At 75.6% G+C, this 24,974-nt stretch carries 22 protein-coding genes and 1 pseudogene; 7 read left to right on the forward strand and 16 right to left on the reverse strand.

Annotated elements, in window-relative coordinates; all coding sequences use genetic code 11:
* Positions 1-94 precede the first annotated feature (94 nt).
* From ACEQ2X_RS18300 to ACEQ2X_RS18315, 4 genes are all read right to left on the reverse strand, one after another.
* Positions 95-379, reverse strand: coding sequence for a hypothetical protein (locus ACEQ2X_RS18300; protein ID WP_370327295.1), 285 nt, complete (start codon positions 377-379; stop codon positions 95-97).
* A gap of 10 nt (positions 380-389) precedes the next feature.
* A complete protein-coding gene (locus tag ACEQ2X_RS18305) occupies positions 390-1,712 on the reverse strand; it encodes an ATP-binding protein (RefSeq protein WP_370327296.1) in 1,323 nt (440 codons plus the stop codon).
* Positions 1,713-1,790: 78 nt separating this feature from the next.
* Positions 1,791-3,482: a TrkA family potassium uptake protein gene (locus ACEQ2X_RS18310; protein WP_370327297.1), complete on the reverse strand. Its 1,692-nt coding sequence runs from the start codon at positions 3,480-3,482 to the stop codon at positions 1,791-1,793.
* Positions 3,479-4,927 (reverse strand): hypothetical protein, encoded by a 1,449-nt coding sequence (locus ACEQ2X_RS18315; protein ID WP_370327298.1) that lies wholly within the window; start codon positions 4,925-4,927, stop codon positions 3,479-3,481. The genes ACEQ2X_RS18310 and ACEQ2X_RS18315 overlap by 4 nt, the downstream gene beginning before the upstream one ends.
* A gap of 70 nt (positions 4,928-4,997) precedes the next feature.
* Here ACEQ2X_RS18315 and ACEQ2X_RS18320 point away from each other — a divergent pair, with 70 nt between their 5' ends.
* Positions 4,998-6,071 carry an ATP-dependent DNA ligase gene (locus ACEQ2X_RS18320; protein WP_370327299.1) on the forward strand — a complete coding sequence of 358 codons (1,074 nt, stop codon included), beginning with the start codon at positions 4,998-5,000 and terminating at the stop codon, positions 6,069-6,071.
* Positions 6,072-6,085: 14 nt separating this feature from the next.
* On the opposite strand, the gene ACEQ2X_RS18325 is transcribed toward ACEQ2X_RS18320, so the two are convergent.
* Together ACEQ2X_RS18325 and ACEQ2X_RS18330 are read right to left on the reverse strand one after the other, a co-directional pair.
* Positions 6,086-8,476 (reverse strand): cell wall-binding repeat-containing protein, encoded by a 2,391-nt coding sequence (locus ACEQ2X_RS18325; protein ID WP_370327300.1) that lies wholly within the window; start codon positions 8,474-8,476, stop codon positions 6,086-6,088.
* A 98-nt stretch (positions 8,477-8,574) separates the two neighbouring features.
* Positions 8,575-10,671: a ScyD/ScyE family protein gene (locus ACEQ2X_RS18330; protein WP_370327301.1), complete on the reverse strand. Its 2,097-nt coding sequence runs from the start codon at positions 10,669-10,671 to the stop codon at positions 8,575-8,577.
* Between the two features lie 165 nt (positions 10,672-10,836).
* Between ACEQ2X_RS18330 and ACEQ2X_RS18335 the strand changes: the two genes are divergently transcribed.
* Positions 10,837-11,658: a thioesterase family protein gene (locus ACEQ2X_RS18335; protein WP_370327302.1), complete on the forward strand. Its 822-nt coding sequence runs from the start codon at positions 10,837-10,839 to the stop codon at positions 11,656-11,658.
* A 66-nt stretch (positions 11,659-11,724) separates the two neighbouring features.
* Here ACEQ2X_RS18335 and ACEQ2X_RS18340 read toward each other — a convergent pair whose 3' ends face one another.
* On the reverse strand, positions 11,725-12,498 hold the full coding sequence (locus tag ACEQ2X_RS18340) for an enoyl-CoA hydratase/isomerase family protein (protein WP_370327303.1): 774 nt from the start codon (positions 12,496-12,498) through the stop codon (positions 11,725-11,727).
* 233 nt (positions 12,499-12,731) lie between these two features.
* Between ACEQ2X_RS18340 and ACEQ2X_RS18345 the strand changes: the two genes are divergently transcribed.
* Positions 12,732-14,552, forward strand: coding sequence for an acyltransferase family protein (locus ACEQ2X_RS18345; RefSeq protein WP_370327304.1), 1,821 nt, complete (start codon positions 12,732-12,734; stop codon positions 14,550-14,552).
* Between the two features lie 36 nt (positions 14,553-14,588).
* Here ACEQ2X_RS18345 and ACEQ2X_RS18350 read toward each other — a convergent pair whose 3' ends face one another.
* From ACEQ2X_RS18350 to ACEQ2X_RS18375, 6 genes are all read right to left on the reverse strand, one after another.
* A complete protein-coding gene (locus ACEQ2X_RS18350; protein WP_370327305.1) occupies positions 14,589-15,005 on the reverse strand; it encodes a pyridoxamine 5'-phosphate oxidase family protein in 417 nt (138 codons plus the stop codon).
* 38 nt (positions 15,006-15,043) lie between these two features.
* Positions 15,044-15,523 (reverse strand): CBS domain-containing protein, encoded by a 480-nt coding sequence (locus ACEQ2X_RS18355; RefSeq protein ID WP_370327306.1) that lies wholly within the window; start codon positions 15,521-15,523, stop codon positions 15,044-15,046.
* Between the two features lie 127 nt (positions 15,524-15,650).
* The gene (locus ACEQ2X_RS18360) at positions 15,651-15,863 is read right to left on the reverse strand and encodes a hypothetical protein (protein ID WP_370327307.1); all 213 of its coding nucleotides are present in this window, start codon (positions 15,861-15,863) and stop codon (positions 15,651-15,653) included.
* Positions 15,847-16,929, reverse strand: a complete 1,083-nt coding sequence (locus tag ACEQ2X_RS18365) for a cell wall-binding repeat-containing protein (RefSeq protein ID WP_370327309.1) — start codon at positions 16,927-16,929, stop codon at positions 15,847-15,849. The genes ACEQ2X_RS18360 and ACEQ2X_RS18365 overlap by 17 nt, the downstream gene beginning before the upstream one ends.
* Positions 16,930-16,942: 13 nt before the next feature.
* On the reverse strand, positions 16,943-17,254 hold the full coding sequence (locus ACEQ2X_RS18370; RefSeq protein WP_370327310.1) for a hypothetical protein: 312 nt from the start codon (positions 17,252-17,254) through the stop codon (positions 16,943-16,945).
* A 62-nt stretch (positions 17,255-17,316) separates the two neighbouring features.
* Positions 17,317-18,522, reverse strand: coding sequence for an AMP-binding protein (locus tag ACEQ2X_RS18375; RefSeq protein ID WP_370327311.1), 1,206 nt, complete (start codon positions 18,520-18,522; stop codon positions 17,317-17,319).
* On the opposite strand from ACEQ2X_RS18375, the gene ACEQ2X_RS18380 reads away from it, so the two are divergent.
* From ACEQ2X_RS18380 to menD, 3 genes are read left to right on the forward strand one after another with little or no spacing between them, the layout of a single operon-like run.
* Positions 18,483-19,436 (forward strand): 1,4-dihydroxy-2-naphthoate polyprenyltransferase, encoded by a 954-nt coding sequence (locus tag ACEQ2X_RS18380; protein WP_370327312.1) that lies wholly within the window; start codon positions 18,483-18,485, stop codon positions 19,434-19,436. The genes ACEQ2X_RS18375 and ACEQ2X_RS18380 overlap by 40 nt on opposite strands.
* A gap of 15 nt (positions 19,437-19,451) precedes the next feature.
* Positions 19,452-20,438, forward strand: coding sequence for an o-succinylbenzoate synthase (locus ACEQ2X_RS18385; RefSeq protein ID WP_370327313.1), 987 nt, complete (start codon positions 19,452-19,454; stop codon positions 20,436-20,438).
* Positions 20,432-22,180, forward strand: a complete 1,749-nt coding sequence (menD, locus tag ACEQ2X_RS18390; RefSeq protein ID WP_370327314.1) for a 2-succinyl-5-enolpyruvyl-6-hydroxy-3-cyclohexene-1-carboxylic-acid synthase — start codon at positions 20,432-20,434, stop codon at positions 22,178-22,180. Before ACEQ2X_RS18385 ends, menD begins: the two co-directional genes overlap by 7 nt.
* A gap of 43 nt (positions 22,181-22,223) precedes the next feature.
* On the opposite strand, the gene ACEQ2X_RS18395 is transcribed toward menD, so the two are convergent.
* Positions 22,224-22,427 carry a hypothetical protein gene (locus ACEQ2X_RS18395; RefSeq protein ID WP_370327315.1) on the reverse strand — a complete coding sequence of 68 codons (204 nt, stop codon included), beginning with the start codon at positions 22,425-22,427 and terminating at the stop codon, positions 22,224-22,226.
* A 61-nt stretch (positions 22,428-22,488) separates the two neighbouring features.
* On the opposite strand from ACEQ2X_RS18395, the gene ACEQ2X_RS18400 reads away from it, so the two are divergent.
* On the forward strand, positions 22,489-23,127 hold the full coding sequence (locus ACEQ2X_RS18400; RefSeq protein WP_370327316.1) for a hypothetical protein: 639 nt from the start codon (positions 22,489-22,491) through the stop codon (positions 23,125-23,127).
* A gap of 32 nt (positions 23,128-23,159) precedes the next feature.
* Here ACEQ2X_RS18400 and ACEQ2X_RS18405 read toward each other — a convergent pair whose 3' ends face one another.
* Positions 23,160-24,233 carry an isochorismate synthase MenF gene (locus ACEQ2X_RS18405; protein ID WP_370327317.1) on the reverse strand — a complete coding sequence of 358 codons (1,074 nt, stop codon included), beginning with the start codon at positions 24,231-24,233 and terminating at the stop codon, positions 23,160-23,162.
* Positions 24,230-24,943 (reverse strand): annotated as a pseudogene (locus tag ACEQ2X_RS18410) (MerR family transcriptional regulator); the annotation flags it as partial. The gene ACEQ2X_RS18405 and the pseudogene ACEQ2X_RS18410, both read right to left, overlap by 4 nt.
* Between the last annotated feature and the right edge of the window lie 31 nt (positions 24,944-24,974).

Here is a 24,974-nt window from a genome sequence, read left to right on the forward strand (position 1 = left end):
CCCCCCCCCCCCCCCCCCCCCGCGGTCGTGCCCCTCGCCGCCCTGCCGGACGAGCTGGTGCGGCGGACGGGCCGCCTGGCGCCCTCGGCCTGACTCAGCCGGCGCCGGACCCGCCGTCGGACCCGTCTGCAGACGCGCCCCCCTCAGGCGCGTCCTCGGCGTCCTCGTCCACCAGCAGGTGGGCGGGGATGTCCGGCATCGTCGGGGGCAGCGACGCCTGCGGGACGGCCGCGACGCCGCAGCGCGGGCACTCGTCCTGCCACTCGGGCACCTCGCGGCGGCACTCCGGGCAGACCCGCAGCTGCAGGTCGACGACCAGGCCGTGACCGCCCGGGGTCTTCTCGTCGGCCTTCTTCGGATCGTTCGTGACGAAGCCCATGTGGCTCACGCTACCCGGATCCGCCGTCGGCGTAGAGCGCGGCGGGCGTCAGCACCCCCGAGCCGCTCCGCGCCACGACGTCGACCTCCTCCGGTCGCCGCTCCAGGGCCTGTCGGATCCGGTCCGCCCACACCCTCCCCTCCACCCCCGCTGCCCAGTGGCAGCTGACCGCGTGCAGGACGTGGGGGCCCTCGACCGCCATCACGTCGACGTCGTCCTCTCCCGGGCCGCCCCACCACTCGCCGCAGGCGACGCCGGTGCGGTCCGCCAGCCAGTCGGCGACGACCCCCCGCAGGGCCGACGCCTGCGACGCGGCGATCCGGTCGGCGGCCCGTCGCAGGACCGCCCCGCCACGGCCCAGCTCGAAGGCATCCCGGTGGGGGAGGACCACGCCGAGCCACAGGCGGAGGAACGGGTCGCGCACCTGGTAGCGAACCCGCTTCGTGCGGCGCGGGTCCTCGCCGACGGGCGTCAGCCGGTCCAGGAGGCCGAGCCGCTCGAGGGCGCTCAGCGCCTCCGACGTGGTCGCCGGCGCCAACCCCGCGCGATCGCGGATCGCGGTGAACGACCCGGCCCCCAGGGCCACCAGCTCGAGCACACGGGCGGCGGCCGAGCCCGGGGTGAGCTCCTGGAGGACCACGGTCCCCTCGTCGCCCAGGGGCGCGCCGGCGCCGTCGAGCATCGCTGCCAGGTTGGCGGCGGCGTCGTGGCGGGGATCCCACAGGGCCAGGTAGCGCGGCATGCCCCCGACGGTGACGAACGCCTCGAGCCACACCTCCGGATCCTCCCCGCCGACGAGCAGCGGTGCGTGGCGCCAGCTGAACGGCTGCAGCCGGAGGTGCATGTCCGGCCGGCCGAAGAGCGGGGCGTCGGAGGCGACCAGCTCCTCCATCAGCCCGACGTGGCTGCCGGCGAGGATGATCGACAGCTGGCTGTCGCCCCGGTGGTCCCAGCGGGCCTGGAGGGTGGAGGGGAGGGACGGGTCGGTCTCGCACAGGTACGGGAACTCGTCGAGGACCAGCAGCAGCGGTTCCTCGGCCGCCCGGGCGAGGAGGTAGCCGAGCGCGGCGTCCCAGGACTCGAGGTGCCCGAGGTCCAGCAGGTCGCCGGGCTGGGGCGGGGCGACGGTCCGGACGCGCTCCTCCAGGCGGCGCATGGCCTCGGCGACCGGCGCACGGGTGCCGGGCAGGAAGATCGCCCGTCGGCTGCCGGCGAACGCGTCGAGCAGCGCGGTCTTCCCGACCCGCCGCCGCCCGCTGACCACGGCCATGCCGGGCCCGCAGGCCCGCTCGAGCGCGCGGAGCTCTTGTTCACGGTTGACGAACTTCGGCATGACCGAAGTTTGGCACAACCGATCAAGGTTAGGGGGGAGGTGTGACATGGCGACGGGCGGTCCCCGTCGGCGCGACCGTCAGCGCGCCGGGTACCGCTCCCGGAACCGCGCTTCGGACTCGTCGTCGGCGATGACCACCAGGTCCGCGTCGGCCGGCAGCGGGGTCTCGGGGTCGGGGGTGGCCCGCACCTGCCCGCCCTCCTCGATCGCCACCACGGTGCACCCCGTCTCCGCCCCGACGTCCGCGTCCGCGAGGCTCCTGCCGGCGAGGCCCGGCGGCACCGGGGTCTGGAACAGCTGCACCCCCTCGACCACGAGCAGCCGGTCGTCGTCGCCCATCACGTTCCACATGCGGATGGCGCCGAGGCTCGCGTAGCCCAGCACCGCGTCGGCGCCGGCCCGGTGGAGCGTCGCGGTGTTCCGGTCGCGGGTCGCCCTGGCGATGATCTGCAGGTCCTCGCGGAGGCGGCGGCAGTAGATGGTCAGGAAGACGTTGCGGTCGTCCTCGTGGCTGGTGATCAGGACGGCCCCGACGTCGTCGATCCCCGCCTCGCGCAGCACCTCGAGGTCGGCGGCGTCACCGATGACGTACCGGCCGCCGTCGACGCGGGGCCGGTCCGGGTCCTGCTCGACGACCGTCGCGGCGATGCCCCGCTCCGCCAGGGCCGTGGCGGCGGCCCGGCCGACCCTCCCGCCGCCGAGTACCAGCACCGACAGGTCGTAGGGGTCGTCGGCCGCGTGGATCCGGTCGTACGCGTCGAGCTGCTCCTCGGTGCCGGCGAGGATCAGCACGTCCGCCTCCGCCAGCTCCTCGTCCGGCGTCGGCCGCCGGAACGTCCCACCGCCCCACACGCCGATCACGTTGACGCCGGCGCAACGGCGCATGTCCACCTCCGCCAGCGCTCGACCGACCATGTCGGTCCCCGCGACGGTCGCCTCGGCGATGAGGATCACGCCGAACGAGCCGATCACGTGGGCGCGGCGGTCCCGACCGAGCACGCGTCGCGCCATGGCCTCCCCGAGCAGCTGGCCCATCTGCAGCACCCGGTCGCAGCCGGCCAGCTCGAGGACGTCGACCGATGCGGCGGCCGTGGCGGTCGCGACGATCGGGACGTCCTCGTCCACCCCGCGGACGGTGAAGGCGACGTTGGTGTTCGCCGCGTCCGAGCGGGTGGTGACCAGCAGCGCCGCCTGTGCCGCCCGCGCCTCGACGTACGTCGAGGGGTCGTCCAGCTCGCCGCGCATCACCGCGTAGCCACGGTCGTGCAGCCGCAGCGCCTCGTCGACGTCGTCCACCAGCACGACGTACGGGATGGACGCGGCGCGGGCGTGATCGATGAGCGCGTCGGTCATCGCGTCCAGCTGGGTGATGATGATGTGGCCCGCGGTGCGGTCGTCGAGCTCCCGTGGGGCGCGTGACCGCTCGCGCGCATCCATCCACGGGTCGACGACGAACTTGATGACCGCGAACGGCAACAGGACGAGGATGAACACCGCGCCGGTGGCGAGGACCAGCATCGAGAAGGCCCTGCCCGCGTCGCCCTCGAAGGTGATGTCGCCGAACCCCAACGTCGACATGACCGTCAGCACCCAGTAGAAGCTGGTGGTCCAGGAGAACTCGCGGTCCTCGAGGGCCATCAGCTGGTGGAACACCGCCGCGTAGGCCACCGTCAGGACGACGAGGAGGACCAGCAGTCGCACGACCACCCGCAGGTTCCGCCGCTGCCGCTGATCGGAGATGGCGCTCGCCAGCAGCCCGAGGCTCTTCACGCCGACACGTCCTCGGCCACGGGGGAGGGCGGGGGCGCCGCCCCGGTGGCACGACGGTCCTCCGACCGTCCGCGCCGCCACAGCGCGTGGGCGGCGACGGCGACGGCGATCGCGCCGACCCCGACCGCCGGCACGCTGTAGCGGGGCATGAAGTGGGTCATGCCCGCGTAGAGGGCGAACGACGCGAGGGCGGGCGTGACGAACAGCGCCAGGGAGGACCGGCGGCGGCGCCACCCCCACCACGCCAGCACCGCCATGGCGGGCAGGTACGTGCGACCGATCAGCTCGGCGGCGAGATCCCCGACGTGCACGGCGGGTCCGTCGACGTCGAACTGCGCCCAGGGGACGGCCCCGCGGTAGAGGAGGAGGGGCGTGAGGACGACGTGCGGGACGGCTCGGCGCGCCAGCACCGTCCCCAGGCCGTCGCGGTCGACCTCGTCGCGCACCCGCTCGTGGCCCTGGTAGTAGCCGTCCGGGTCGTCGCGGTCGAGGCGGGCGTGGGCGTCCTCGGGCAGCAGCGCGGCCGCGAGGTCGGGGCCGTGGGTGGGGGTGGCCCAGTAGAGGATCGCCGCGCCGGCCTCCCGCGCCGTGAGGGTGTCGTAGGACAGCCGGGTCATCAGGACCGCGTCCGCACCGCGGGTGATCACCCACCCCTCCCCGGCGACCGCGTTGCGGGCCATCCACGCCACCGGCAGCGACAGCGCGGCCACGACCAGTACGGCGACCACCCGGCCGTGCGCGGTGCGGGCGTCACGGGTGGTCCGGTCACCGACCAGCCACACCACCGCCGCGACGAGCGGGATCACGTAGAGGAAGATGGCCTTGGTCAGCGCGAGCAGCCCGAGGGACAGGCCGCCCGCGACGGCCCAGCGCCGACGACCGCTGCGCTGGAGCTGCACCGACGCCGCGCTGGCGGCCAGGAGCAGCAGCGCCGCCAGGACCTCGGTGTAGTAGGTGTCGACGTAGCCCAGCACGCTGGTGGACGTCGCCACGACCGCGGTCGGCGCGAGGGCCCAGGCGGGCGGCAGCCACAGCCGGGCGGTGGCCCAGGTCAACCCGACCAGGCAGAGGAGCAGCACGCCGTTCAGCAGCTTCCAGCGCGCGTTCGGCGCACGACACGCCGGCGACGTGCCCTCGACGACGCAGTCCACGTCGAGGTCGTCGACCACTCCGCCGCCGTGCACCACGGCGTCGACGAGGATCGCCCCGGCGAGCAGGGCGGGGAAGAGGGGTTCGCGGCCCGGGTGGTGATCGAGCGGCCCGTCGTCGCGGGAGGTCGAGAAGACGCCCTCGGTCGCCAGGTTCCACGCCGCCGTCACGACGTAGTCGCCGTCGACGTCGGCCGGCGCGGTCGACGGCAGCGAGATCGCGTTGACGACCGCCACGACGGCGACCAGCAGCACGCCGGTCCCGACGACGGCGCGGTGACGTGCCGAGCGGGCCATGGCCACACCTCTACCCCTCTCGAGCCTCGCGCACGACGTCACCCCGATCGCGGCCGGTACGCTCGCCGACGTGGACCTGCCCGTCATGCCGCCCGTCAAGCCCATGCTCGCCAAGCCCGTCAAGGCCCTGCCGGACGGCCCGATGTCGTACGAGCCGAAGTGGGACGGCTACCGCTGCATCGTCTTCCGCGACGGCGACGAGGTCGTGCTGGGCTCCCGCAACGAGAAGCCGCTGGACCGGTACTTCCCGGAGATGCGCGCGCCGCTGCTCGACGCCCTCCCCGAGCGCTGCGTCGTCGACGGGGAGCTGTTCGTCGCCATCGACGGCCGACTCGACTTCGACGCGCTGGGCCAGCGGATCCACCCGGCCGAGTCCCGTGTCGCCATGCTGGCCGAGCGCACGCCGGCGGAGTTCGTCGCCTTCGACGTGCTCGCGCTGGGGGACGAGTCGCTGATCAGCCAGCCGTTCGAGGCGCGCCGCGCCGTCCTCGAGGACATCGCCGGCGGGTTCCACCCCCCGATCCACCTTGCACCCGCGACTCGCGACCCCGCCGTGGCCATGGAGTGGTTCGACGCGTTCGAGGGTGCGGGCCTGGACGGCCTGATCGTCAAGCCCCTCGGGGACCCCTACACCTTCGACAAGCGCACCCAGTTCAAGCTCAAGCACGTCCGCAGCGCCGACTGCGTCGTGGCGGGCTACCGGATCCACAAGTCCGGCGACGGGGTGGGCTCGCTGATCCTCGGCCTCTACAGCCCCGAGGGGCAGCTGTGGCACGTCGGGGTGGCGGCCAGCTTCACCGCGGCCAGGCGCCGGGAGCTGCTCGACGAGGTCGCCCCGCTGGTCATGGAGGACTTCAGTGGCCATCCGTGGTCGGCCTGGCTCGACGCCGAGGCCAACGCCGACGGCTCGATGCCCGGAGCCCCGAACCGGTGGAGCGGCGCCCGGGGTGGCGACCACTCGTGGATCCCGCTCCGCCCCGAGCGGGTGGTCGAGGTCAGCTACACCTGGGCCACCGCCGGGCGGTTCCGCGGCACCACGAAGATGCTGCGCTGGCGACCCGACCGCGAGCCGGGGTCCTGCTCGACCGAGCAGCTCGCCGAGCCCGAGCCCGTGCCGATCCACGAGGTCCTCGGCGCGGGCTGAGCCCGCCCGCGCGGTCAGGCGTCGAGGAGGGCCTCGAGCGCGGCCACGACGGCGTCGGGCACCGCGGTCGCCCCGCCGACCACGAACAGGTCGCGGGGCTGCAGGCGGCTGACCTCGGCCGTGACGACGTCCGGCACGCCGGTCGGCGGGACCAGCAGCAGCGGGCCCCGCCCGCCCGCCAGCGGCGCGGCGGCGAGCGCATCCGGGAACGCCTGGCCGGTGGCGACGACGACCACGCCGTCCGGTCGCGGCGCGAACGTGGCCGCCGACAGCGCGGCGGCCGTGGCGTGGCGGTCCGGCCCGGCGATCCGCTCGACCGGCGCCCCGGCGGCCTCGCCCGCCGCCGCCGCGACCGCCTCGCCGATCGCGCCGGTGCCGCCCAGCACCACCACCCGCCCGGGGGCCAGCCGGGCCAGCTCGGCGGCGGTCTCGGCCGGCAGCGCGTCGCGGGACACCAGCAGCAGCGGACCGCCGACGGCCACCGCCGCGGCGCCACCGCCCAGCGCGTCGGGGAAGGCGTCGCCGGTCGCGAGGTGAACCACCGGTGCCGACGCGAACGTCGCGGCGCTCACCGCCGCCGCGGTGGCGTGGCGGGAGGGGCCGGCCAGCCGCGCGACCGGCGCGATCGCGGCGAGCGCCTGGGCGACCGCCTCGCTGACGGCGGAGGGGCCGCCGACCACGACGATCCGCTCCGGCACGAGGCGGCGCAGCTCCGCGGCGGTCGCCGGGTGCAGGGCGTCGCGCCCCGTGAGCAGCACGGGCCCGCCGGTCGCCGCCGCCGCCGGACCCGCGGCGAGGGCGTCGGCGAAGCCGTCGGCGCTGCAGACCCACGCCACCGGCGCGTCGGCGGGGGAGGTCGTGGCGGACACCTCGACGGCCGTCTCGACCCGGCCGGCCCCCGCCAGGCGCCGGGCGCCGACGACGCGGAGCTGGGCCATCATGTCGTGGTCCTCGTGCTCGAGGATGTGGCAGTGGTAGACGAAGGTGCCCGGGATGTGGGCGAAGCGGGCGTCGACCTCGACGGTCTGGCCGGCGTGGACGGGCACGGTGTCGGCCCACCCCTCCTCCCACGGCTGGACCGTCAGGGCCTGGCCCTGCCGGGACGTCCGGGACACGAGCCGCAGGTGCGCCTGGTGCAGGTGCATCGGGTGCGTGGCGGCCGACGGGTTGCGGAAGCGCCACCGCTCGAGCGCGCCGGCGCGGGGCGTCGCGTCGATCCGGGCGGCGTCGAAGGCGTTGCCGTTGAGCCGCCAGGTGTCGCTCGCGAAGGACAGCAGCACCTCGCGGGTGGCCGTCGGCGCCGCCGTGGCCGCGATCGGCCGCAGCGCGCGGGGCACGGCGACGGCCGGCCCGGTCGCCTCGCCCACGGCGATGCGGAGCAGCCCGCGACGGGCCTCGGGCGCGACGACGTCCTCGATGGTGACCGACGTCCCCGCGGCGACCGCGGCCAGGTCCATCACCAGCTCGGCGCGCTCACCGGGCCACAGGTCGAGCTGGTCCCGCTCGACCGGGGCGGGGAGGAGCCCCTGGTCCCCGCCGATCTGGGTCCACGGCACGCCGTCGGCGCGGCGGAGCCCGAAGGGCCGGTTGTTCGAACCGTTGACCACGCGCACCCGGTACGTCGCCCGGTCCAGCCGGGTCGACGGGTGCGGCACGCCGTTGACGCACAGGACGTCGCCGGGCACGCCGTCGTGGGTCGGGCCGGGGTCGTACGCCAGCTGGCCATCGGCGTCGAAGGTGCGGTCGGACAGGAGCCACAGCAGGTCGTGGTCGGCATCGGGCAGCCCGAGGGCGTCGTCCTCGGCCGGGTCGGTGAGCACGTACGCCCCGGCGAGCCCCGCGTGGACGTTGCGGGCCGTCGCGTGCATCACGTGGTCGTGGTACCAGAGCGTCGCGCCCGGCTGGTCGTTGGGGTAGCGGTAGGTGCGCCGCGCGCCCGGGGCGATCTGGTCGAGGGGGTGGCCGTCGTGCTCCGGGGCGGTCACCCCGCCGTGGAGGTGCACGACCACCGGCGCGTCGTGGCCGTTGGTGACCTCCACCTCGACCGGGCGACCCCGGACCGCGCGGATCGTGGGCCCCGGCCAGGTGCCGTCGTAGGTCAGCAGGTCGGTCTCGCGTCCCGGGAGGATCTCCGCGGTCGCGCAGACCACCGCGATCCGGTAGCGGTCCACGCCGCCGGCGTCCTCGACCGGCACCGCCACCGGCGGGACCCGCAGCTCGGCGGCGAACAGCTCGGGCAGCAGCGCCTCGGGTGTCGCGGCGAAGCCCGCGAGCGGGATCGAGCACCACGGCGGCAGCACCCCCGCGGCAGCGGGGGCGGCAGCCCGTCCGGGGATGGCCAGGGCGGCGGCGCCCACGGCCCCGGTGGCGAGCAGCCGGCGGCGGGACAGGGGTCGAGTCGACATCGGGGACCTCGGGGGGAGGAGCTGGTCGGTGGGGTGGGCTGACACGACAGGGGCGGGCCGCGATGCGACCCGCCCCTGCGCTGCGTCACGTCACCGGGCTAGCGCGGACCGATCCTGTCGCCCCACGCCTCGTGGACCGGGGAGGTGTAGCCCTCGGGCTCACCGCGGTCCAGCGTCGCGCCGGCGAACATCTCGGCCAGCTCGTCGAAGCTGACGAAGAGCAGCTGGCCGCCGTCGGGGCAGCTCAGCCCGCAGTTGACGACGTACAGGCCGTCCTCGGCCACAGCCAGGCCCAGCGGCTCGACCAGGTCGCCCTCGCTGAGGACGACCTGCTCGCCGTCCGGCGAGATGCGGGTCAGCACCCCGGTCGGGAACAGGCTCAGGACGTAGAGGTTCCCCTCGCCGTCGAACGCCAGGTCGATGACGAACGTCAGGCCCTCGGCGTACACCTCGGGCTCACCGCCCTCGGCCGGGACCCGCCAGATGCGCGCGGCACCGGGCTGCTCGCCGCCGAGCTCGCCGACGTAGTAGTCGCCGTCGGGGCCGACCGCGATCGAGGTCGGCACCGCCTGGCGGGGGCCCTCCTCGGTCTCGACCTCCGGGAACGTCGCCAGGGTGGTGATCGCCCCCTCCTCGTCGACGCGGACCAAGCTGTTGCCGCCCGCGTCGGCGATCACGACGCCGCCGTCGGTCGCCAGGGCGATCGCGTAGGGGTTCGAGTCGGCGCCGGCGCCGTCGGGGTCGTCCTCACCCTCGTGGCCGGCGATGTCGGCGACGACGGTCGTCTCGCCCTCGCTCGACTGCACGTAGGTTCCGAGCTGGGCCCCGGACTCGGGGAAGCCCTCGCGGGCCTCGGGGGGCGCACCGAGCCCCATCGCGATGTGGAACGTGCCCTCGGCGTCGACCGCCACGTCGCTGGCACCGACGCCGAAGCTCAGGGAGCTGAGCCCGTCGACGACCGGGGTGGTCTCCCCGGACTCGGTGTCGACGGACACCACCTGGCTGGTCTCACCGAAGCAGAGCTCGCCGTCGGGGCTGTCGATGCAGTCCTCGCCACCGAAGTTCTGGATGGTGACGTAGACCTCGCCGTCGGGGCCGATCTCGACGTCGCGGGGACCTGCGAGGCCCTCGGTGACGACGGTGCCCGGCGGCTCCGGCGGCGGCGCGTCGGCGGCATCGCAGGCCGCGGGGTCGACCAGCGGGCCGCACACGACCGGGGCGCCGCCGAGCTGGGCCAGGGTGCCCTCGGTCTCCGGCGGGAGGGTCTCGCCGGCGGTCAGCAGCAGGGCGATGCCCTGGGTGGCGCTGGCGGCGGCAGCCGGCAGGCCGGAGGCCCACGCGTCGGGTCCGCTGCCCTCGATCAGGGCGACCGCGTTCGGCGGGCCCTGGGTGAACTGGGTCATGGCGACCGCGACGGCGGTGGCGGCGCGGTTGTCGCCACCCACGCGCTGGACGGTGAAGCCGGCCTCGGTCAGGGCGGCCTCGACGTCGGCGGAGATGGCGAGCTCGCCGCCGATGACGTAGACGGTCTCGACGCCGGCCTCGGTCAGGTAGGCGAGCACGTCGGCGTCCAGCTCACCGGTGGGGGTGAGCAGCACGGGGGCCTGCAGCGAGGCCGCCAGCGCGCCGGCCGCCAGGGAGTCCGCGAACGCCCGGCTGGGGTCCTCGGCGTCGGCCTGCGCGCGGGCGAGGACCGCCGCGGTGGCCTGGGGGTAGGTCGCCTCGGCGACGGCCACGGCGGTCGCGATGCGCTCGGGGCCCTCGAGCCGGGTGACGGTGTAGCCGGCCTCGGTGAGGGCGGCCTCGACGTCGGCGGAGATCGCGTTGACCCCGCCCAGGATGACGACGTCGGTCACGCCGAGGCGCTCGAGCTCGGCGGCGACCGCCGGGTCGAGGGCGTCGGTGGGGGTGAGCAGCAGCGGCGCGCCGGTCTCGGCCTGGCCCTGGGGGCCGCCGGCGGACAGCGCGTCGGGGAAGTCGTCGGCGCGACCCAGCAGGGCGGTGGTGACGCCCCCGTCGGGGTAGGCGAACTGCGACCAGGCCAGCGCGGCCGAGACGGTGTCGTCGCCCTCGAGGCGCTGGACGACCGCGGCGCTCGCCGCGGAGGGGATCAGGGCAGCCAGCACCGCGACCAGCGCGGTGGCGGCGAGGAGCGCGCGGACCTCGACCCGCGTGCCCCGTCGTACTCGCAACATGTGAACCTCGGATTCCGGGCGGGCACGACCATCCGGCCCGCGGTGGACGGCACCCTATGGACGTGCGGGCCTGCGGTGGGCACGACGGGACGGGGCTGCAACGTTCCTCCAACGCCGCTGCAACCCGGTCCCCGGCCAGCCCGACGCCGGTAGCCTGACCCAGCCATGGAGGACACCGAGCAGATCCCGCTGGGCGAGGCGCTGGCCGTCCGGGCCGACGGCGACGTCTGGACCGCGACCGTCCACGACGGCTTCGACGTCCACGGCATCCCCCACGGGGGCTACCTGGCGGCGTTGGCCGGGTCGGCGGTCCTCGCGGCCACCGGGCAGCCGGACCTGTTCACGACGACGACGCACTACCTACGCAAGGCCGCCATGGGCCCCATCGCCTTCGCCGTCTCTCGGGTGGGCGGCAGCCGCCGGTTCACCACCGTGACGGCCACCGGCACCCAGCAGGGCGAGCCGGTCCTCGCGGTCATGGCCTCGGTGGGTGACCGCACGACCATCGAGGGCCCGTCGTGGCATGCCGCCGCCCCCTGGGACCCCGACAGCGCCACGCTCAGCCCGCGGGCGGACGCCGACGAGGTGGCGTTCCCGGCCCCACGGGTCTCCCGGCGCGTCGGGATGCGACTCGACACGGCCACGACCGGGTTCACCGAGGGCCGGACGGGCGAGGTCGCCGAGATCCGCGTGGTGACCGACCTCGAGTCGACCGACGCCCGGCTCGGCCAGCTCGCCGCGCTGATCGCCTGCGACATCACCCCACCGGCCGTGTGGGCCGCCATGGGCGTCACCGGCTGGGTGCCGACCGTCGAGCTGACCGCCCACGTCCGCGCCCGGCCGGCCGCCGGACCGCTGACGGTGCGGGCGACGACCAACCACGTCGGCGACGGGTTCCTCGACGAGGACGCGCTGGTCCACGACGGCGAGGGTCGCCTGGTGGTCCAGTCCCGCCAGCTCGCGCGGTTCTCCGCCTCCTCGCGCTGAGGACCCGACGACATCCGCCACGATCGGGGCCTCGATCGCCGTCAGGCGACGCAGGCCCCGATCGTGTCACCTCCCCGCGCCACCGTCTGCGGACACCCACGCAGCGTCGCGCCGCTCGCGGAACGCGGCGATGCCCTCCGCCGCCTCGGTCGAGGCGAAGCGCTCGGCGGAGATCTCCGCGGTCCAGGCGAACGCCGCCTGACGGTCCATGGCGGGGACCTCGTTCACCAGCCGCTTGGCCAGTCCCAGCGCCTCAGGACCGCCTCGGGCGATCGCGCCCACGACGCCGGCGACCGCCCCGTCGAGCGCCTCCGGCGGGACCGCACGGGTCACCAGCCCGACCTCTGCCGCGCGGGCGGCGGCGATCTTCTCGCCGGACAGGAACAGCTCCATCGCGTCACCGCGGCGCATCTTCGGCAGGCAGACGACGCTGATGATCGCCGGCACCACGCCGATGCGGACCTCGGTGAAGCCCATGACCGCGTCGGCCACCATCAGCGACACGTCGCACGCGGCCGCCAGACCGACCCCCCCGCCGGTGCAGTGCCCCGCGATGCGACCCACGACCGGGGTCGCGGACGTCTGGATCGCGTCGAGCAGCTCCACCAGGGTGTAGCGGGGCTCCTCCTGCGACACGCCCTTCAGGTCGGCGCCGGCGCAGAACGCCGCCCCCCGGTTCGTCAGGACCACCACCCGGACGTCCGGGTCCGCCTCGGCCCGGGCGAGGCCATCACCCAGGCCGTTCACCAGCTCCGCGGTGAGGGCGTTGCGGGTCTCGGCGTGGTCCATGGTCAGGGTCGCCACCCCGCCGGCCACGGCGTAGGACACGTGCTCGGGCATCAACCTCAGCTCCAGGGTCGTCGACGTCGGCCGTCGGATCCTAGAGCCGGCGCGACCGACGGACCTCCGCGCAACCCTCGACCTCGACTTGACCCGTCCACACGCACACCGCGCGGGAGTACCCTCGCGCGTACGGTTCCGGCCGCCCGGATCACCCTCGTCGACCTCGCCTCGGAGCACCCCCGGACGTGAGCTTCCCCGCCAGACACGGCCTGTCGTTCAGCATGGGCCCCGTGCGGCGACTGCCGTACCTCCCGGCCCTCGACGGGCTGCGCGCGATCGCCGTGGTGGCGGTGATGGCGTACCACGCCGACGAGGCGTGGCTCGGCGGCGGCTACCTGGGCGTCGAGGTGTTCTTCACCATCAGCGGGTACCTGATCACCGCCCTGCTGATCACCGAGTACGAGCGGACGGGGCGCATCGACCTGCTGACCTTCTGGAAGCGCCGGGCCCGCCGGCTGCTCCCGGCCCTCGGTGTCGTGCTCGCGGGCGTGGCGGTGCTGGCGGCGTTCACCGCGACCGACGCGCTCGGGAACCTGGGCGGACAGGTGGCCGCGGCCCTCGGCTACGTCATGAACTGGTCGCTGATCGCGACCGAGCAGTCGTACTTCGAGTCCTTCGGCCGCCCGCCGCTGCTCCAGCACCTGTGGTCCCTCGCGATCGAGGAGCAGTTCTACCTGGTCTTCCCGCTGCTGTTCCTCGCGGGGCGCCGGCTGCTCGGACGTCGCCTGACGCTCGCCGCGGCCGTGGTCGGCGCGGTGGCCTCGACCGCGCTGATGTGGCGCTGGTTCGATCCGGCCGTCGACCCGTCCCGGCTCTACTACGGCACCGACACCCGGGCCGCCGGCATCCTCATCGGCGTGGCCCTCGCCATGGTCTGGCGGCCCTGGGCGACCCTCGGCGTCGGCAAGGTGCGCACCGCCGCGATCCCCGACCTCGTCGGCGTCGTCGGCGCGGCGGTGCTCGTGAGCCAGTTCGTCGTGCTCGGCGCCTACGACGCCCGCCTCTACCAGGGCGGGTTCGCGGTCGTGGCGCTCGCCACCGCGGCCGTCCTCGCCGCCGTCGTGACGCCCGGGTCGTTCCTCAGCGTCCCGCTGTCGTGGCGGCCCCTCCGCTGGATCGGCGCGCGCTCCTACGGCATGTACCTGTGGCACTGGCCGCTGTTCATGGTGCTGCGGCCGGGCGTCGACACGATCGTCGGCGACCCGTGGCTGACGCTCGTCCGGCTCGGCGCCACCGTCGCGCTGGCCGAGATCTCCTACACCTACATCGAGCAGCCGATCCGCGAGGGCCGGTTCCTCGAGCAGCTCCGCGCGCTCCGGCGTGCGGCCCCCGAGACCGCGGCCCTCAAGCGGGGCAGCGCCGTCGCCGCGCTCTCGGTGCTGGCGATGGTCGCCGTCGGCAACGCCCAGCTGCCCGTCGACGCGGCCGCGGCGGCCACGCCGGCACCGGTCAGCACGGCCGCCAAGCCCGCCGTCGAGCCGGTGCCGCTGCACCCGGTGGATGACGGGGACCCGTCCCGGACCGGTGACCGGTCCGCGCCGGAGCCCGGGGAGGCGCCAGCTGATCCCGCCACGGCGACGGCGCTGTCACAGCGGTACGACCAGATCTACGTGTACGGCGACTCGGTGATCGTCGGCGCGGCCCCGCACTTCGAGGCGATGGGCCCGAGCGTGACCGTCGACGCCCGCATCGGCCGGCAGTGGCACGAGCTCGTCGACGACGACCGCGTGCCCGGTCCCGACGACGCGGTCGTCATCCACCTGGGCAGCAACGGTGCCACGAACACCGCGACGATCGACGAGGTCCTCGGCCACTTCGAGGACGCCAGCCGGGTCGTGCTCGTGAACGTCCGGGTCCCCCGGCCCTGGGAGACGGCCGTCAACCGCGCGCTCAGCGGCGCCACCGGCCGCTGGCCGAACACCGTGCTGGCCGACTGGAACGGCGCCTCGGACGCGACCCCCGCCTACTTCGGCGGGGACGGGGTCCACGTCAGCGACCGCGGGGCCGAGGCCCTCGTCAGCGTCGTGACCGCCGCGCTCACCGCCTCCTAGCCGGGAGGCCCCAGCCGCGGTCGGAAGCAGCCGCGGTCAGGTCCGGCGGCCGATGCGGCGACCGGTGATCGCCGACGGGGCGATCCGGACGTAGTGGTCCCGTTCGCCCGGGGCCCACGGGCGCAGCGGCAGGTCGCGGACGACGTCGAGCTGGTCGGGCTGCCACACCTCCTCCGCGACCCCGGTGACGATCACGCTCCAGCCGGTGTGCGACAGCGGGTCGACCCCGTCGATCTCGAACACCACGTGCGCGCCCTGGACGGCGTCGAGGAGCGTGCCGTAGCCGATGCGGACGAGGACCGTCCCGCGGTCGTAGAGGAAGTTCAGCGGGACGATCCGGGGGCGCCCGTCGGCGACGTACGCCAGCCGTCCCAGGTAGGTGCGGTCGAGCAGCGCCATGCACTCCTCGACCGTCAGCGGCTCGAGCGCCCTCTGCGCGGTCTCCGTGGCCATCGGACCCTCCTGTGGCGTGCCCCGATCCCGGTCGGCGGCTACTCCGCGTCGGTGGATCCCGTGAACAGGAGCGGGTGCTCGAGGTCCGGGTTGCACGTCAGCGCGGCGAGCAGGCAGTCGGTGGTGGTGATGATCCCGAGCAGGGCCCGCTCGTCGTCGACGACGGGCAGGGCGCTGACGCGCCGCGACAGCATCAGCCGTGCGGCGTCGCCGACGCTGTCGTCCGGTCCGATGGTGTGGACCGATCCGCTCATCACCGCCTCGACCGGCTTGCCCTCGCCCACGGCCTCGCCGATGCGCTCGAGCGCCTCGAGGCGGTGCAGGGAGCGGTCGTCGATCTTCACGTCGCGGTCGCTCACGATCCCGATCAGCACGCCGTCGTCGACGACCGGCAGGTGCCGGATGCCGTGCTGGGCCAGCAGCTTGCGGGCCTGTCGCACCTCGACGTCCGGCCCGACCACCACCGGGTCGATGGCCATCCACTCCTTGACCGACATCAGGACCTCCTCGTCGTCCACGACCTGATCACCGGGCGTGATCCGATGGTGACCATCATGGGGGCGCAGCGTCCCGAGCGGAAGGCTGAACGTCCGGGGACGCGGGGGACCTTCGGCCCGCAGGGGGCCAGACCCGTCGGCCAGCCGGTCACGACCCCGGTTGCAGGAGCGGGCCCTGCGACGGCTCCGGCTCGTCCTCCCCCTCGACGTACAAGCCGGTGGGGGCGTCCGCCGGCACGTCGTCCTCCTGGCCGGACGGGGGTCCGGTCAGCTCGCGGCCGCCGCCGCTGCACGCGACCGCGCCGAGGGCCAGCGCCGCGGTGACGGCCGCGACGCCGAGGCGCTCACGCGTCCTCGCCACAGTCCGTCGCGGCGATCTCGGCGGCCTCGACCTGGGCGTCCGTGACCTCGTCCTCCTCGCCGACGACGAACAGCTCGCCGAGGGTGCCGCAGTTCTCCGCCAGCCAGGACTGGGCGGTGTCGGCGGTCAGGATCACGCCGGACTCGCGGCCCGCGAGGGGCCCGGCGATCAGCGTCCGCGCCTGGTCGCCGGCGGGGACCACCACGGCTCTCGGCGGCCGGAAGTCCCGGATGTCGATCGCCAGGTCGGCGGCGCCGTTGACGCCCTCGACCACCCGGACCGGGCCGTCGAAGTCCTGCTCCACGGCCCCCGCGCCGGCCCCGGTGCCCGCCACGACGACGAGCTGCTCGATGCCCAGCCGCTCGATGGCCGCCACCGTCGGCTCGGGCAGCCGGCCCCCCTGGCTGATCAGCACCGGCATCGGGGTGGCCCGGGACGCTGCGATCGACCCGGCCTCGAGCGCTGCGGCGACGTCCTCGGCCGGCACGACCAGCGCGGACCGCAACCCGTCTATCTCCGCCGGCTCGGTCTCGGCCGCGACCAGGTCGGCGACCCGCGAGGCGGTGTCGAACCGGGACCCCCCGGCGACGCGGACCACCTCGAGGTCGAGGTCCTCCTCGAGCACCCGCGCGACGTCGGCGCTCAGGGCGTTCGTCCCGCCGATCAGGAACACCCGCTCGGTGTCGAGCTCGCGGAGCACGTCACGGGTCTGCGGGTTCAACCCTCCCGACTCGTTGAGCAGGATCGGTGCGCCCACCGCGCCGGCGAGGCCGGTCGCGACCACGCCGTCGGCCAGCGCGTCGATCCCGGCGAGCACGACCGTCGGCGCGCCGCCGCCGTGGCTCTGGCGGGCGACCGACGCCGCGGCGCTCACGGGGTCCTCGCCGGTGATCCTCGTCGTCCGCAGCGCGTCGGGCGTGTCGTCGAGCAGACCCAGCTGGTTCAGGCCGAGGAACACGACCAGCGCGAAGGCGAGTACCTGCAGCAGCCGGACGTACGGGTGCTCGAGCGCCGAGGTGGGGACGTCCCCCCACCCCTGCTGGTCGTCCGGGTCCCGCCGCTGCACGCGGCGGCGCGGCTCAGGCGGTGCGTCCGTCGGTCTGCTCCACGCGGCCGGACTCCGGCTTCGGGTGGCCCTCGGCGCCCTCGCGCGTCGCCCGCGCCCCCTCGACCGCCGGCGGCTCCGGGGTGCCGGGGACCGGGTCGGCGATGCCGGCGAACCCGGTCCCGCTGAACCCCGCCCAGAGGCCGCCGGCCAGGACCATGGCCACGCCGATGGCCACCGACCAGGGCGTGTCGAAGACGAACGTCGTGAAGATCACCGCGAAGCCGGCCACCACGACCGCGTTGGCCAGGACCGGGCTCGTCGGGTCCGCGGGTTGGGTCTGCATGCCCCCCATCATGCACGTCCTCCGGGACTGCCCGTCGGACCCGCCCGGCCGGGACGTCCGCGTCAGCGCCCGGAGAGGGCCCGTCGCAGCGCCACGCGGTCCACCTTCCCGGTGGCCAGGCGCGGGAGGGCGTTGACGACGACCAGGTCCTGGGGAGCGGCGTAGCGCGGCATCTCGTCGGCGACGAACGAGCGGAGGAGGGCGAGGGACAGGATCGCGCCCACCTCGGCGGGGACGACGACCGCGACGGCGCGCTGCCCCCACTCGGGATCCGGGACCCCCAGCACCTCGGCCTCCGCGACGGCGGGGTGGGCCTCCAGGCGCGCGGCGACCTGGCTGGCCACGACCTTCTCCCCGCCGGTCACGATCACGTCGTCGGCCCGCCCGAGGACGGTCACGCGGCCGTCGTCGTCGACCGTGCCGAGGTCGGCGGGCGTGAACGCCCCGTCCGGGTCCAACCCCGCCGGCGGGGGAGGGGTCGGGGAGGGGCCGGCCAGCCGCCGGTAGCCCCGCATCAGGGTCGCGCCGCCGATCCGGAGACGGCCGTCGTCGGCCTCCGACACGGTCACGCCGGGCAGCGGCACGCCGTCGTAGACGCACCCCCCGGACGTCTCGGTCATCCCGTACGTGGTCGTCAGGTGCGGCACGGCGCTGCGGAGGTCGTCGGGCAGCCGCGCCCCGCCGACCAGGACGGTGGCCCAGCGCTCGGGGTCGGCGCCGGCGGCCAGCAGGCGGCGCAGCATGGTCGGGACGACCGCGAGGTGCACCGGGTGTCCGAGCGCGGCGATCCGGTCGGCGTCGAACCCGTCGACGTCGACGGGCGCCGTGCCGGTCGTGATCGCCCGGAGCAGCACCAGCAGCCCGCCGACGTGGCTGACGGGCAGGCAGGCGACCCACGGCACCTCCGGGTCGGCTCCGGTGCGGGACAAGCCGCCGTCGACGCTGGCCGCGAGCGCGTGGCGGGTGAGCTCCACCCCCTTCGGCGGGCCGGTCGAGCCGCTGGTCGCCACGACCGCGACCACGTCGTCGGCGACGGGGGTGGCGCCCGGCAGGGAGACCAGCCCGCCGGGCTTGGAGACCGCGCCCGGCTTGAGTGCCGCCACGAGCGCGCCGCGGGCGCGGGGCGGCAAGCGCGGGTCGAGGGGGAGGACCGCCGGACCGCCGTCCCAGGCGTCGCGGAGCCGCGGCAGCAGCGCCTCGGGGGTCGCCTCGACCGCGAGCAGGAGGCGTGACGGCTGGTCGTCCGGCTGGTCGTCGGCGTCTGGCACCGCGCTACGGTACCGAGCCGCCCGTCCGGCAGAGATCGAGGAGCGACGTGAACCCGTACGTGGAGGCCGCCCGGCCCAAGACGCTGGCCGCCGCCGTCGCGCCGGTGCTCGTGGGCACGGCCGCCGCCGACCGGTTCATCGCCTGGCGGGCCGTCGCGGCGCTCGTCGTCGCCGTGAGCGTCCAGGTCGCGGTGAACTACGCGAACGACTACTTCGACGGCGTCAAGGGCGTCGACACCGAGGCGCGGGTCGGCCCCCGCCGGGCGGTCGCGTCGGGCCTCGTCGCACCGGCGGCGATGAAGCGTGCGATCGCGATCGCGCTCGGGGTGACCGCCGCGGCGGGGATCGCGCTGGCCGCCGCGACCACGTGGTGGCTGGTCGCGGTCGGGGCGGTGTGCTTCGCCGCGGCGCTCGGGTACTCCGGGGGGCCGAAGCCGTACGCATCGCTCGGGTTGGGTGAGGTGATGGTCTTCGTCTTCTTCGGTCTGGTCGCGACGGTGGGCAGCGCCTTCGTCCAGGACGAGCAGGTGATCCGCACCGCGGTCATCGCCGCGGTCCCCGTCGGCCTGTTCGCCGTCGCCATCCTGGTCGCCAACAACCTGCGGGACATCCCCACCGACACCGCGGCCGGCAAGCGCACCCTCGCCATCGCGCTGGGGGAGGGGCCGACCCGCACCCTCTTCCTCGCCCTCTTCGTCGTCGCGTTCGGGTTCATCGGGGTGATCGCGCTGAGCGCCAGGTCCCCGTGGCCCGTCGTCGCCGCCGTGGCCGTCCCGCTGTCCGCCAGGCCGCTCGGACTGGTTCGCGAGGGCGCCCGCGGCCCCGCCCTGATCCAGGTCCTGGCAGGCACCGCCCGCGTCCAGCTCGTCTTCGCCGTCGCCCTCGCCATCGGGCTGGTGCTCGCCGGCCGGTAGGGTTCTGGCCCACCCATGGCCACCGAGCTGCACGTCGTCGAGATCCCGCTGGTCACCCGGTTCCGCCGGGTCGACCGGCGCCGGGCCGTGCTGGTCCGGGGGCCGGCGGGGTGGGGCGAGTTCAGCCCGTTCCCCGAGTACCCCCCGGCGGTCACCCGCTGGTGGTGGGCTGCGGCGCAGGAGGCGGCGACCGAGGGCTGGCCCGTGCCGGTCCGGGACGCCGTCGCGGTGAACACGACCGTCCCCGCCGTCGACCCCTCCACCGCCCACGCCATGGTCGCCGCCAGCGGCTGCGCCACCGCGAAGGTGAAGGTGGCCGAGCCGGGCCAGGCCCTCGCCGACGACATCGCCCGGGTCGAGGCCGTCCGCGACGCGCTCGGGCCGGACGGGCACGTCCGCGTGGACGCCAACGGGGCCTGGGACGTCGACGACGCGATCACCGCCCTGCGCGCCCTCGACACCGCGGCCGGGGGCCTGCAGTACGCCGAGCAGCCCTGCGCGACCCTCGAGGAGATGGCCGCCCTCCGCCGTCGGGTCGACGTCCGCCTCGCCGCCGACGAGTCGATCCGCACCGCCGAGGACCCCCTGCGGGTCGCAGGGCTCGAGGCCGCCGACGTCGTCGTCGTGAAGGTCCAGCCCCTCGGCGGCGTCCGGCGGGCCCTGCAGGTCGTCGAGGCGGCCGGCCTGCCCGCCGTGGTGTCCTCGGCCGTCGAGACCTCCGTCGGCCTCGCCGCCGGCCTCGCGCTCGCCGCCGCACTGCCCGAGCTGCCGTACGCCTGCGGCCTCGGCACGGCGACGCTGCTGGCCGGGGACGTCACCGACGACCCGCTCGCCCCGGTCGGCGGCCACCTCGCGGTCCGCCCGGTCACGCCCGACGTGCACCTGCTGCAGCGCTGGTCGGCCACCGACCCGGCCGCGGACCTCACCCGCTACGACGCCGCCGAGGCAGCCCACACCGCCGAGGCAGCCCGCGCCGCCACCACCGAGGTGCCCACGTGCTGAGCGCGACGGAGATCGGGACGGTCCTCGTCGACGCCCTCGTCCGGCAGGGCGTCACCGACGTGGTGATCTCGCCGGGGTCCCGCAGCGCGCCGATCGCCCTCGCGGCGGCGGCCGCCGTCCCGCGCCTGCACGTGCGGGTCGACGAGCGCAGCGCCGGGTTCCTGGCCCTCGGCCTCGCCCGCGGCAGCGGTCGCCCGGCCGCGGTCGTGTGCTCCTCGGGGACGGCCACCGCGAACTACCACCCGGCCGTCATCGAGGCCGATGCCGCCGGGGTCGCGCTGATCGTGCTCACCGCCGACCGGCCACCCGAGGCGAGGGGGACCGGGGCGAACCAGACCATCCGCCAGGTCGGGTTGTACGGCGACGCGGTGCGGTTCGCCGCCGACGTGGTCGAGCGCGGCGCGGACCGCGACGAGCGCGCCCTCCGCGGCCTGGTCGCGACCGCCGTCGACCACGCCGACGGGCTCCACCCCGGCCCGGTCCACCTCAACATCCCGCTGCGCGAGCCGCTGCTCGACCCCGACCGGCCGCCGCCGACCCTCCGCACCGGTCCGCCCGGCGCCGGCGAGGGCGCGTCCTGGGTCCGCGGCCTGCCGCCGCGACCGGTCGAGGAGCGGCCCGCCGGGATCCGCCCGGATGCCGTCCTCGACGGTCGCCCCGCGGTCCTCGTCGCCGGGGAGGGGGCGCTGGCCGGCCCGAGCCCGCTGCTGGCCGACACCGGACTGGACATCCCGGACGCGGACCGGATCCTCGCCGCCGCCGAGCGCCTCGGGCTGCCGGTGATCGCCGAGCCGACCAGCGGCCTGCGCCGGGGCACGGCCCTGCGGTGCGGGCACTGGCTGGCCGCGTCCGAGGCCTTCGTGGCGGCCATGCGCCCCCAGGTGGTCGTCCAGCTCGGCCGGCCGGTGCTGAGCCGGCCCACCAGCGCCCTCGTCGCCGGTGCCGAGGAGGTCGTGACGATCGATCCGTGGGACCGCGGCTGGGACCCCGGCCGCCACACCACCCACCTCGTCCGGCGCACCTTCGACGCCTGGACCGCGGACCTGCCCGATGCCGACGGCGCGGTCCTGTCCGCCTGGCGCGACGCCGACCGCCGGGCCGCCGCGGTGCTCGACGACGAGCTGGACCGCCACGCCGGCATGTCCGAGCTGGGCACCGCCCGCGACGTCGCCGCGGCCGTCCCCGCCGGCGGGCACCTCGTCGTCGCGTCGTCGCTGCCGGTCCGCCACCTGGACGAGGCGATGGTCCCGGCCCCGATCCACGTGGTCGGCAACCGCGGCGCGTCCGGCATCGACGGGTTCACCTCGACCGCGATCGGGGTCGCGCTCGGCGCCGGCGGGCCGACGGTCGCCCTGGCCGGCGACCTCTCGATCGTCCACGACCTCACCGGTCTCGTGATGGGGCCCGACGAGCCGCGCCCCTCCCTCCCCGTGGTCGTCCTCAACAACGACGGAGGAGGGATCTTCCACCTCCTGCCGTACGGCGAGGCGCTCGACGAGGTCACCTTCCGCCGGCTCTTCGCGACCCCGCACGGCGTCAGCCTGCACGGGCTCGCGATGACCGTCGGGGTCGGCTACACCCACGTCGACGACCCGGCCGAGCTGGGCCAGGTGCTCGCCGACGCCTGGGCGACCCCCGACGTCACCCTGGTGGAGGTGCGGACCGACACGCCGGCCGAGACCGCCAGGTACCACCGCACCCGGCGGGCGATCGCCGCCGCCGTCGACCCCCGGGGGCGCTAGCCGGCTGGGGTGGCGGGGTCGTCCGGCCGGGGCTCCGCGGGCCTCAGGACTCCCAGCGCTCGTCCTCGGCCTCCCAGGCCTCCTCCCGGGCGTCCCGGCGGGCCTTCCAGTCACGTGCGGCGTCGGCGGTCGGGTACGGCCCCAGCCGGTCCTGGGCCCGGCAGGTCGACCCCTGCTCGACGGTCTCGTGGGTAAGGCACCACCACCAACCGCCGTCCCGTGCGCCCTCACCCGTGTGCGTGTCCATGGGGGCCCATCCTCGCGTACGATCAGCGGTGCAGCACCGAACAGCTGAGAGGTGACGTGCGTTGAGCATCCACACCTGCACCCGCTGCCCGTTGCGGTTCACGAACCGCGCAGAGCTCGCGGACCACATGGAGCACGACCACCACGTGCCCCACGCGCTCCTCGAGCAGATGGCCTACCCCGGGGTCCACGCCGCCGAGCCGCTGTACCGGTCGCTGGCCGGCGACGACGGCGTGCAGACGATCCTGCTGCTCGCCAACCAGGGCATCGGGTCCGACGCCCTGCGCGAGGTGATGGCGGATCGGGTGGCGTCCCACGACCGGGTCGCGGTGTTCGTCGTCGTCCCGGCCACCCCGTCGGCCCACCTGGCCAGCGCCCCCGGCGGCGGGAGGCTCGCGTCGCCTGACCGCGGGCTCAGGGACCGGACGGACGACGTCGGGGTCGCCCAGGCGCGGTTCCGGCTGCGCACGGCGATCGAGATCCTGCGGGACCTCGGCATCGCCGCCCACGGGCGCGTCGCCGACCCCAACCCGGTCGTCGCCGCCTCCCGGGCCATCGCGGACGAGCCGATCGACGAGATCGTGCTGACGACCCTCAGCCCCGACATGTCCCAGTGGCTCCACGCGGACCTGCCGGCGCTCCTGGCCCGCCGCTTCGAGCTGCCGGTGCACACGATCACCGCGGAGACCTCCCACACCTGACGCGGTCGTCCCCGACGGGCCGGCCGCCACCTTCAGGCGGCCAGCACCGACTGCATGGCCTGCAGCTTGAGCCGCGTCTCCTCGAGCTCGTCGTCGGGCAGGCTGTCGGCGACGATCCCGCAGCCGGCGAACAGCCTGGCGCGGTTGCCGTCGAGCTGCGCGCACCGCAGGGCGATCCCGAAGGTCCCGTCGCCCGACCCCGTGACCACCCCGATCGGGGCGGCGTAGCGGGCCCGGTCCATCTGCTCGAGGGGGCGGATGTCGGCGACCGCGACGTCGCGCGGCGTGCCGCCGACCGCCGCGGTCGGGTGCATCGCCCCGACCAGCTCGAGGACGTGGTGGTCCGCGTCCAGCAGGCCGGTGACGCGGGTGGCGAGGTGCTGGAGGTTGTCCAGGCGGAGCAGCCACGGCTCGGCGTCGGCGTGCAGCTCGACGCAGGAGGGGGCCAGCGCGGCGAGCGCGGAGTCCCGCGCGAACGCGTGCTCGGCCTGGTCCTTCGCGCTCGCGAGCAGCGCCCGGCCGCTCGCGGGGTCCGGCGCGGCGGTGCCGGCCAGCACCACCGAGGTCACGCGCCGGCCGTCGCGGCGCAGCAGCAGCTCGGGGGTGGAGCCGACGAACCGCTCGTGGAGGAAGGTCATGCAGCTCGGGAAGCGCCGCGCGAGCCGGGCCGCCAGGCCGATCGGGTCGAGCTCGTCGGCCGCCCACACCTGCAGGTCGCGCGCGAGGACGATCTTCTCGTACGCCCCCGCCCGGATCCGCGTCGTGGCGGTGGCGACGGCCTCCATCCAGGCGACCTCGTCGACCGACGAGCCGGCGTAGCGGATCCTGCCGTCGACCCGGCCGAGGTCCGGCGGCGGGGCGCTGTCGGTGCGCACCGCGTGGACCTCCTCGGGGACGACCAGAGCGCTGCCCGGCGACCCGTCGAAGGTGAAGGCGGCGAAGGCGACGTCGTCGGGCGCCAGGGCCTCTGACGCCCACGCCGCGGCGTCGGCGAACCGCGTCGGACCCGACGGGGTGAAGCGGTCCCGCACCCCGTTCCCGACCCAGCCGGCCCCCTCGGTCGTGAAGGCGTACCCGTCGGGGTCGCGCAGCGCGCCGACGGTCACGTCGACACCTCACCCTCCGCCGCCGCGTCCGCCTCGATCCGCTCGCGGGCGGCCTGCAGCAGGCGGCGGCGGAAGGTGTGGGCGATGATGTCGGTGGCGGCGGGCAGCATCGTCTGGAGGGCGGCGACCATCTCCGCGGCCGCCCGCTCCTCGTCGGGCTCCCGCGCCCGGATCGGATCGCGCACGAACCGGGCGAACAGGTCGACGGCCTGCTCGGCGATCCCCCCGATCGCCGCGTCGTGCTCGCGGGCGAGGGCGAGGAGCTCGCTGATGGGCACCCCGGAGTCGAGGAGCGCCTGCCCCGCGCGGACCGCCTCGGCGTCGGCTGGGGTGTAGGGCGCCTCGTCGGACTCCGGGCCGATCAGGATGCCCTGTCGGGCGACCGCGGCCAGGACGGTCTCCGACACGCCCGTGTGGGCGCTCAGCTCCGGCAGGGTCATCGCGGCGGGCACCTCCGGGGCGGTCTCGTCGCGCGCCACGATCGCGGCGGCCAGCGCCTCCTCCCCCGCGTCGAGCTGGCCGGCGAGCACCCGGGCGATCATCGCGAGGGTGAAGCCCTGGTCCTTCAGCTCGCGGATCCGCCGCAGCGTCGACAGGTGCCCGTCGTCGTACCAGGCCGCCCGCCCCTCCCGCTCGGGCGCCGGCAGCAGGTCGATGGCCTGGTAGTAGCGGATGGTGTCCACGCTGACGTCGGCGACGTCAGCGAGCTCCTCGACGCGGTATCGCCCCGACCCACGGTAG

This window comes from Euzebya sp. (assembly GCF_964222135.1).
Lineage (GTDB): Bacteria > Actinomycetota > Nitriliruptoria > Euzebyales > Euzebyaceae > Euzebya.

Bases quoted from the DNA above. Each gene is read 5' to 3' on its own strand.
- ACEQ2X_RS18315 (WP_370327298.1), bottom strand. From the start codon at position 4,927: ATGGCCCGCTCGGCACGTCACCGCGCCGTCGTCGGGACCGGCGTGCTG.
- ACEQ2X_RS18370 (WP_370327310.1), bottom strand. From the start codon at position 17,254: ATGCAGACCCAACCCGCGGACCCGACGAGCCCGGTCCTGGCCAACGCG.
- ACEQ2X_RS18305 (WP_370327296.1), bottom strand. From the start codon at position 1,712: ATGCCGAAGTTCGTCAACCGTGAACAAGAGCTCCGCGCGCTCGAGCGG.
- ACEQ2X_RS18385 (WP_370327313.1), top strand. From the start codon at position 19,452: ATGGCCACCGAGCTGCACGTCGTCGAGATCCCGCTGGTCACCCGGTTC.
- ACEQ2X_RS18335 (WP_370327302.1), top strand. From the start codon at position 10,837: ATGGAGGACACCGAGCAGATCCCGCTGGGCGAGGCGCTGGCCGTCCGG.
- ACEQ2X_RS18300 (WP_370327295.1), bottom strand. From the start codon at position 379: ATGGGCTTCGTCACGAACGATCCGAAGAAGGCCGACGAGAAGACCCCG.
- ACEQ2X_RS18330 (WP_370327301.1), bottom strand. From the start codon at position 10,671: ATGTTGCGAGTACGACGGGGCACGCGGGTCGAGGTCCGCGCGCTCCTC.
- ACEQ2X_RS18325 (WP_370327300.1), bottom strand. From the start codon at position 8,476: ATGTCGACTCGACCCCTGTCCCGCCGCCGGCTGCTCGCCACCGGGGCC.
- ACEQ2X_RS18350 (WP_370327305.1), bottom strand. From the start codon at position 15,005: ATGGCCACGGAGACCGCGCAGAGGGCGCTCGAGCCGCTGACGGTCGAG.
- ACEQ2X_RS18340 (WP_370327303.1), bottom strand. From the start codon at position 12,498: ATGCCCGAGCACGTGTCCTACGCCGTGGCCGGCGGGGTGGCGACCCTG.
- ACEQ2X_RS18395 (WP_370327315.1), bottom strand. From the start codon at position 22,427: ATGGACACGCACACGGGTGAGGGCGCACGGGACGGCGGTTGGTGGTGG.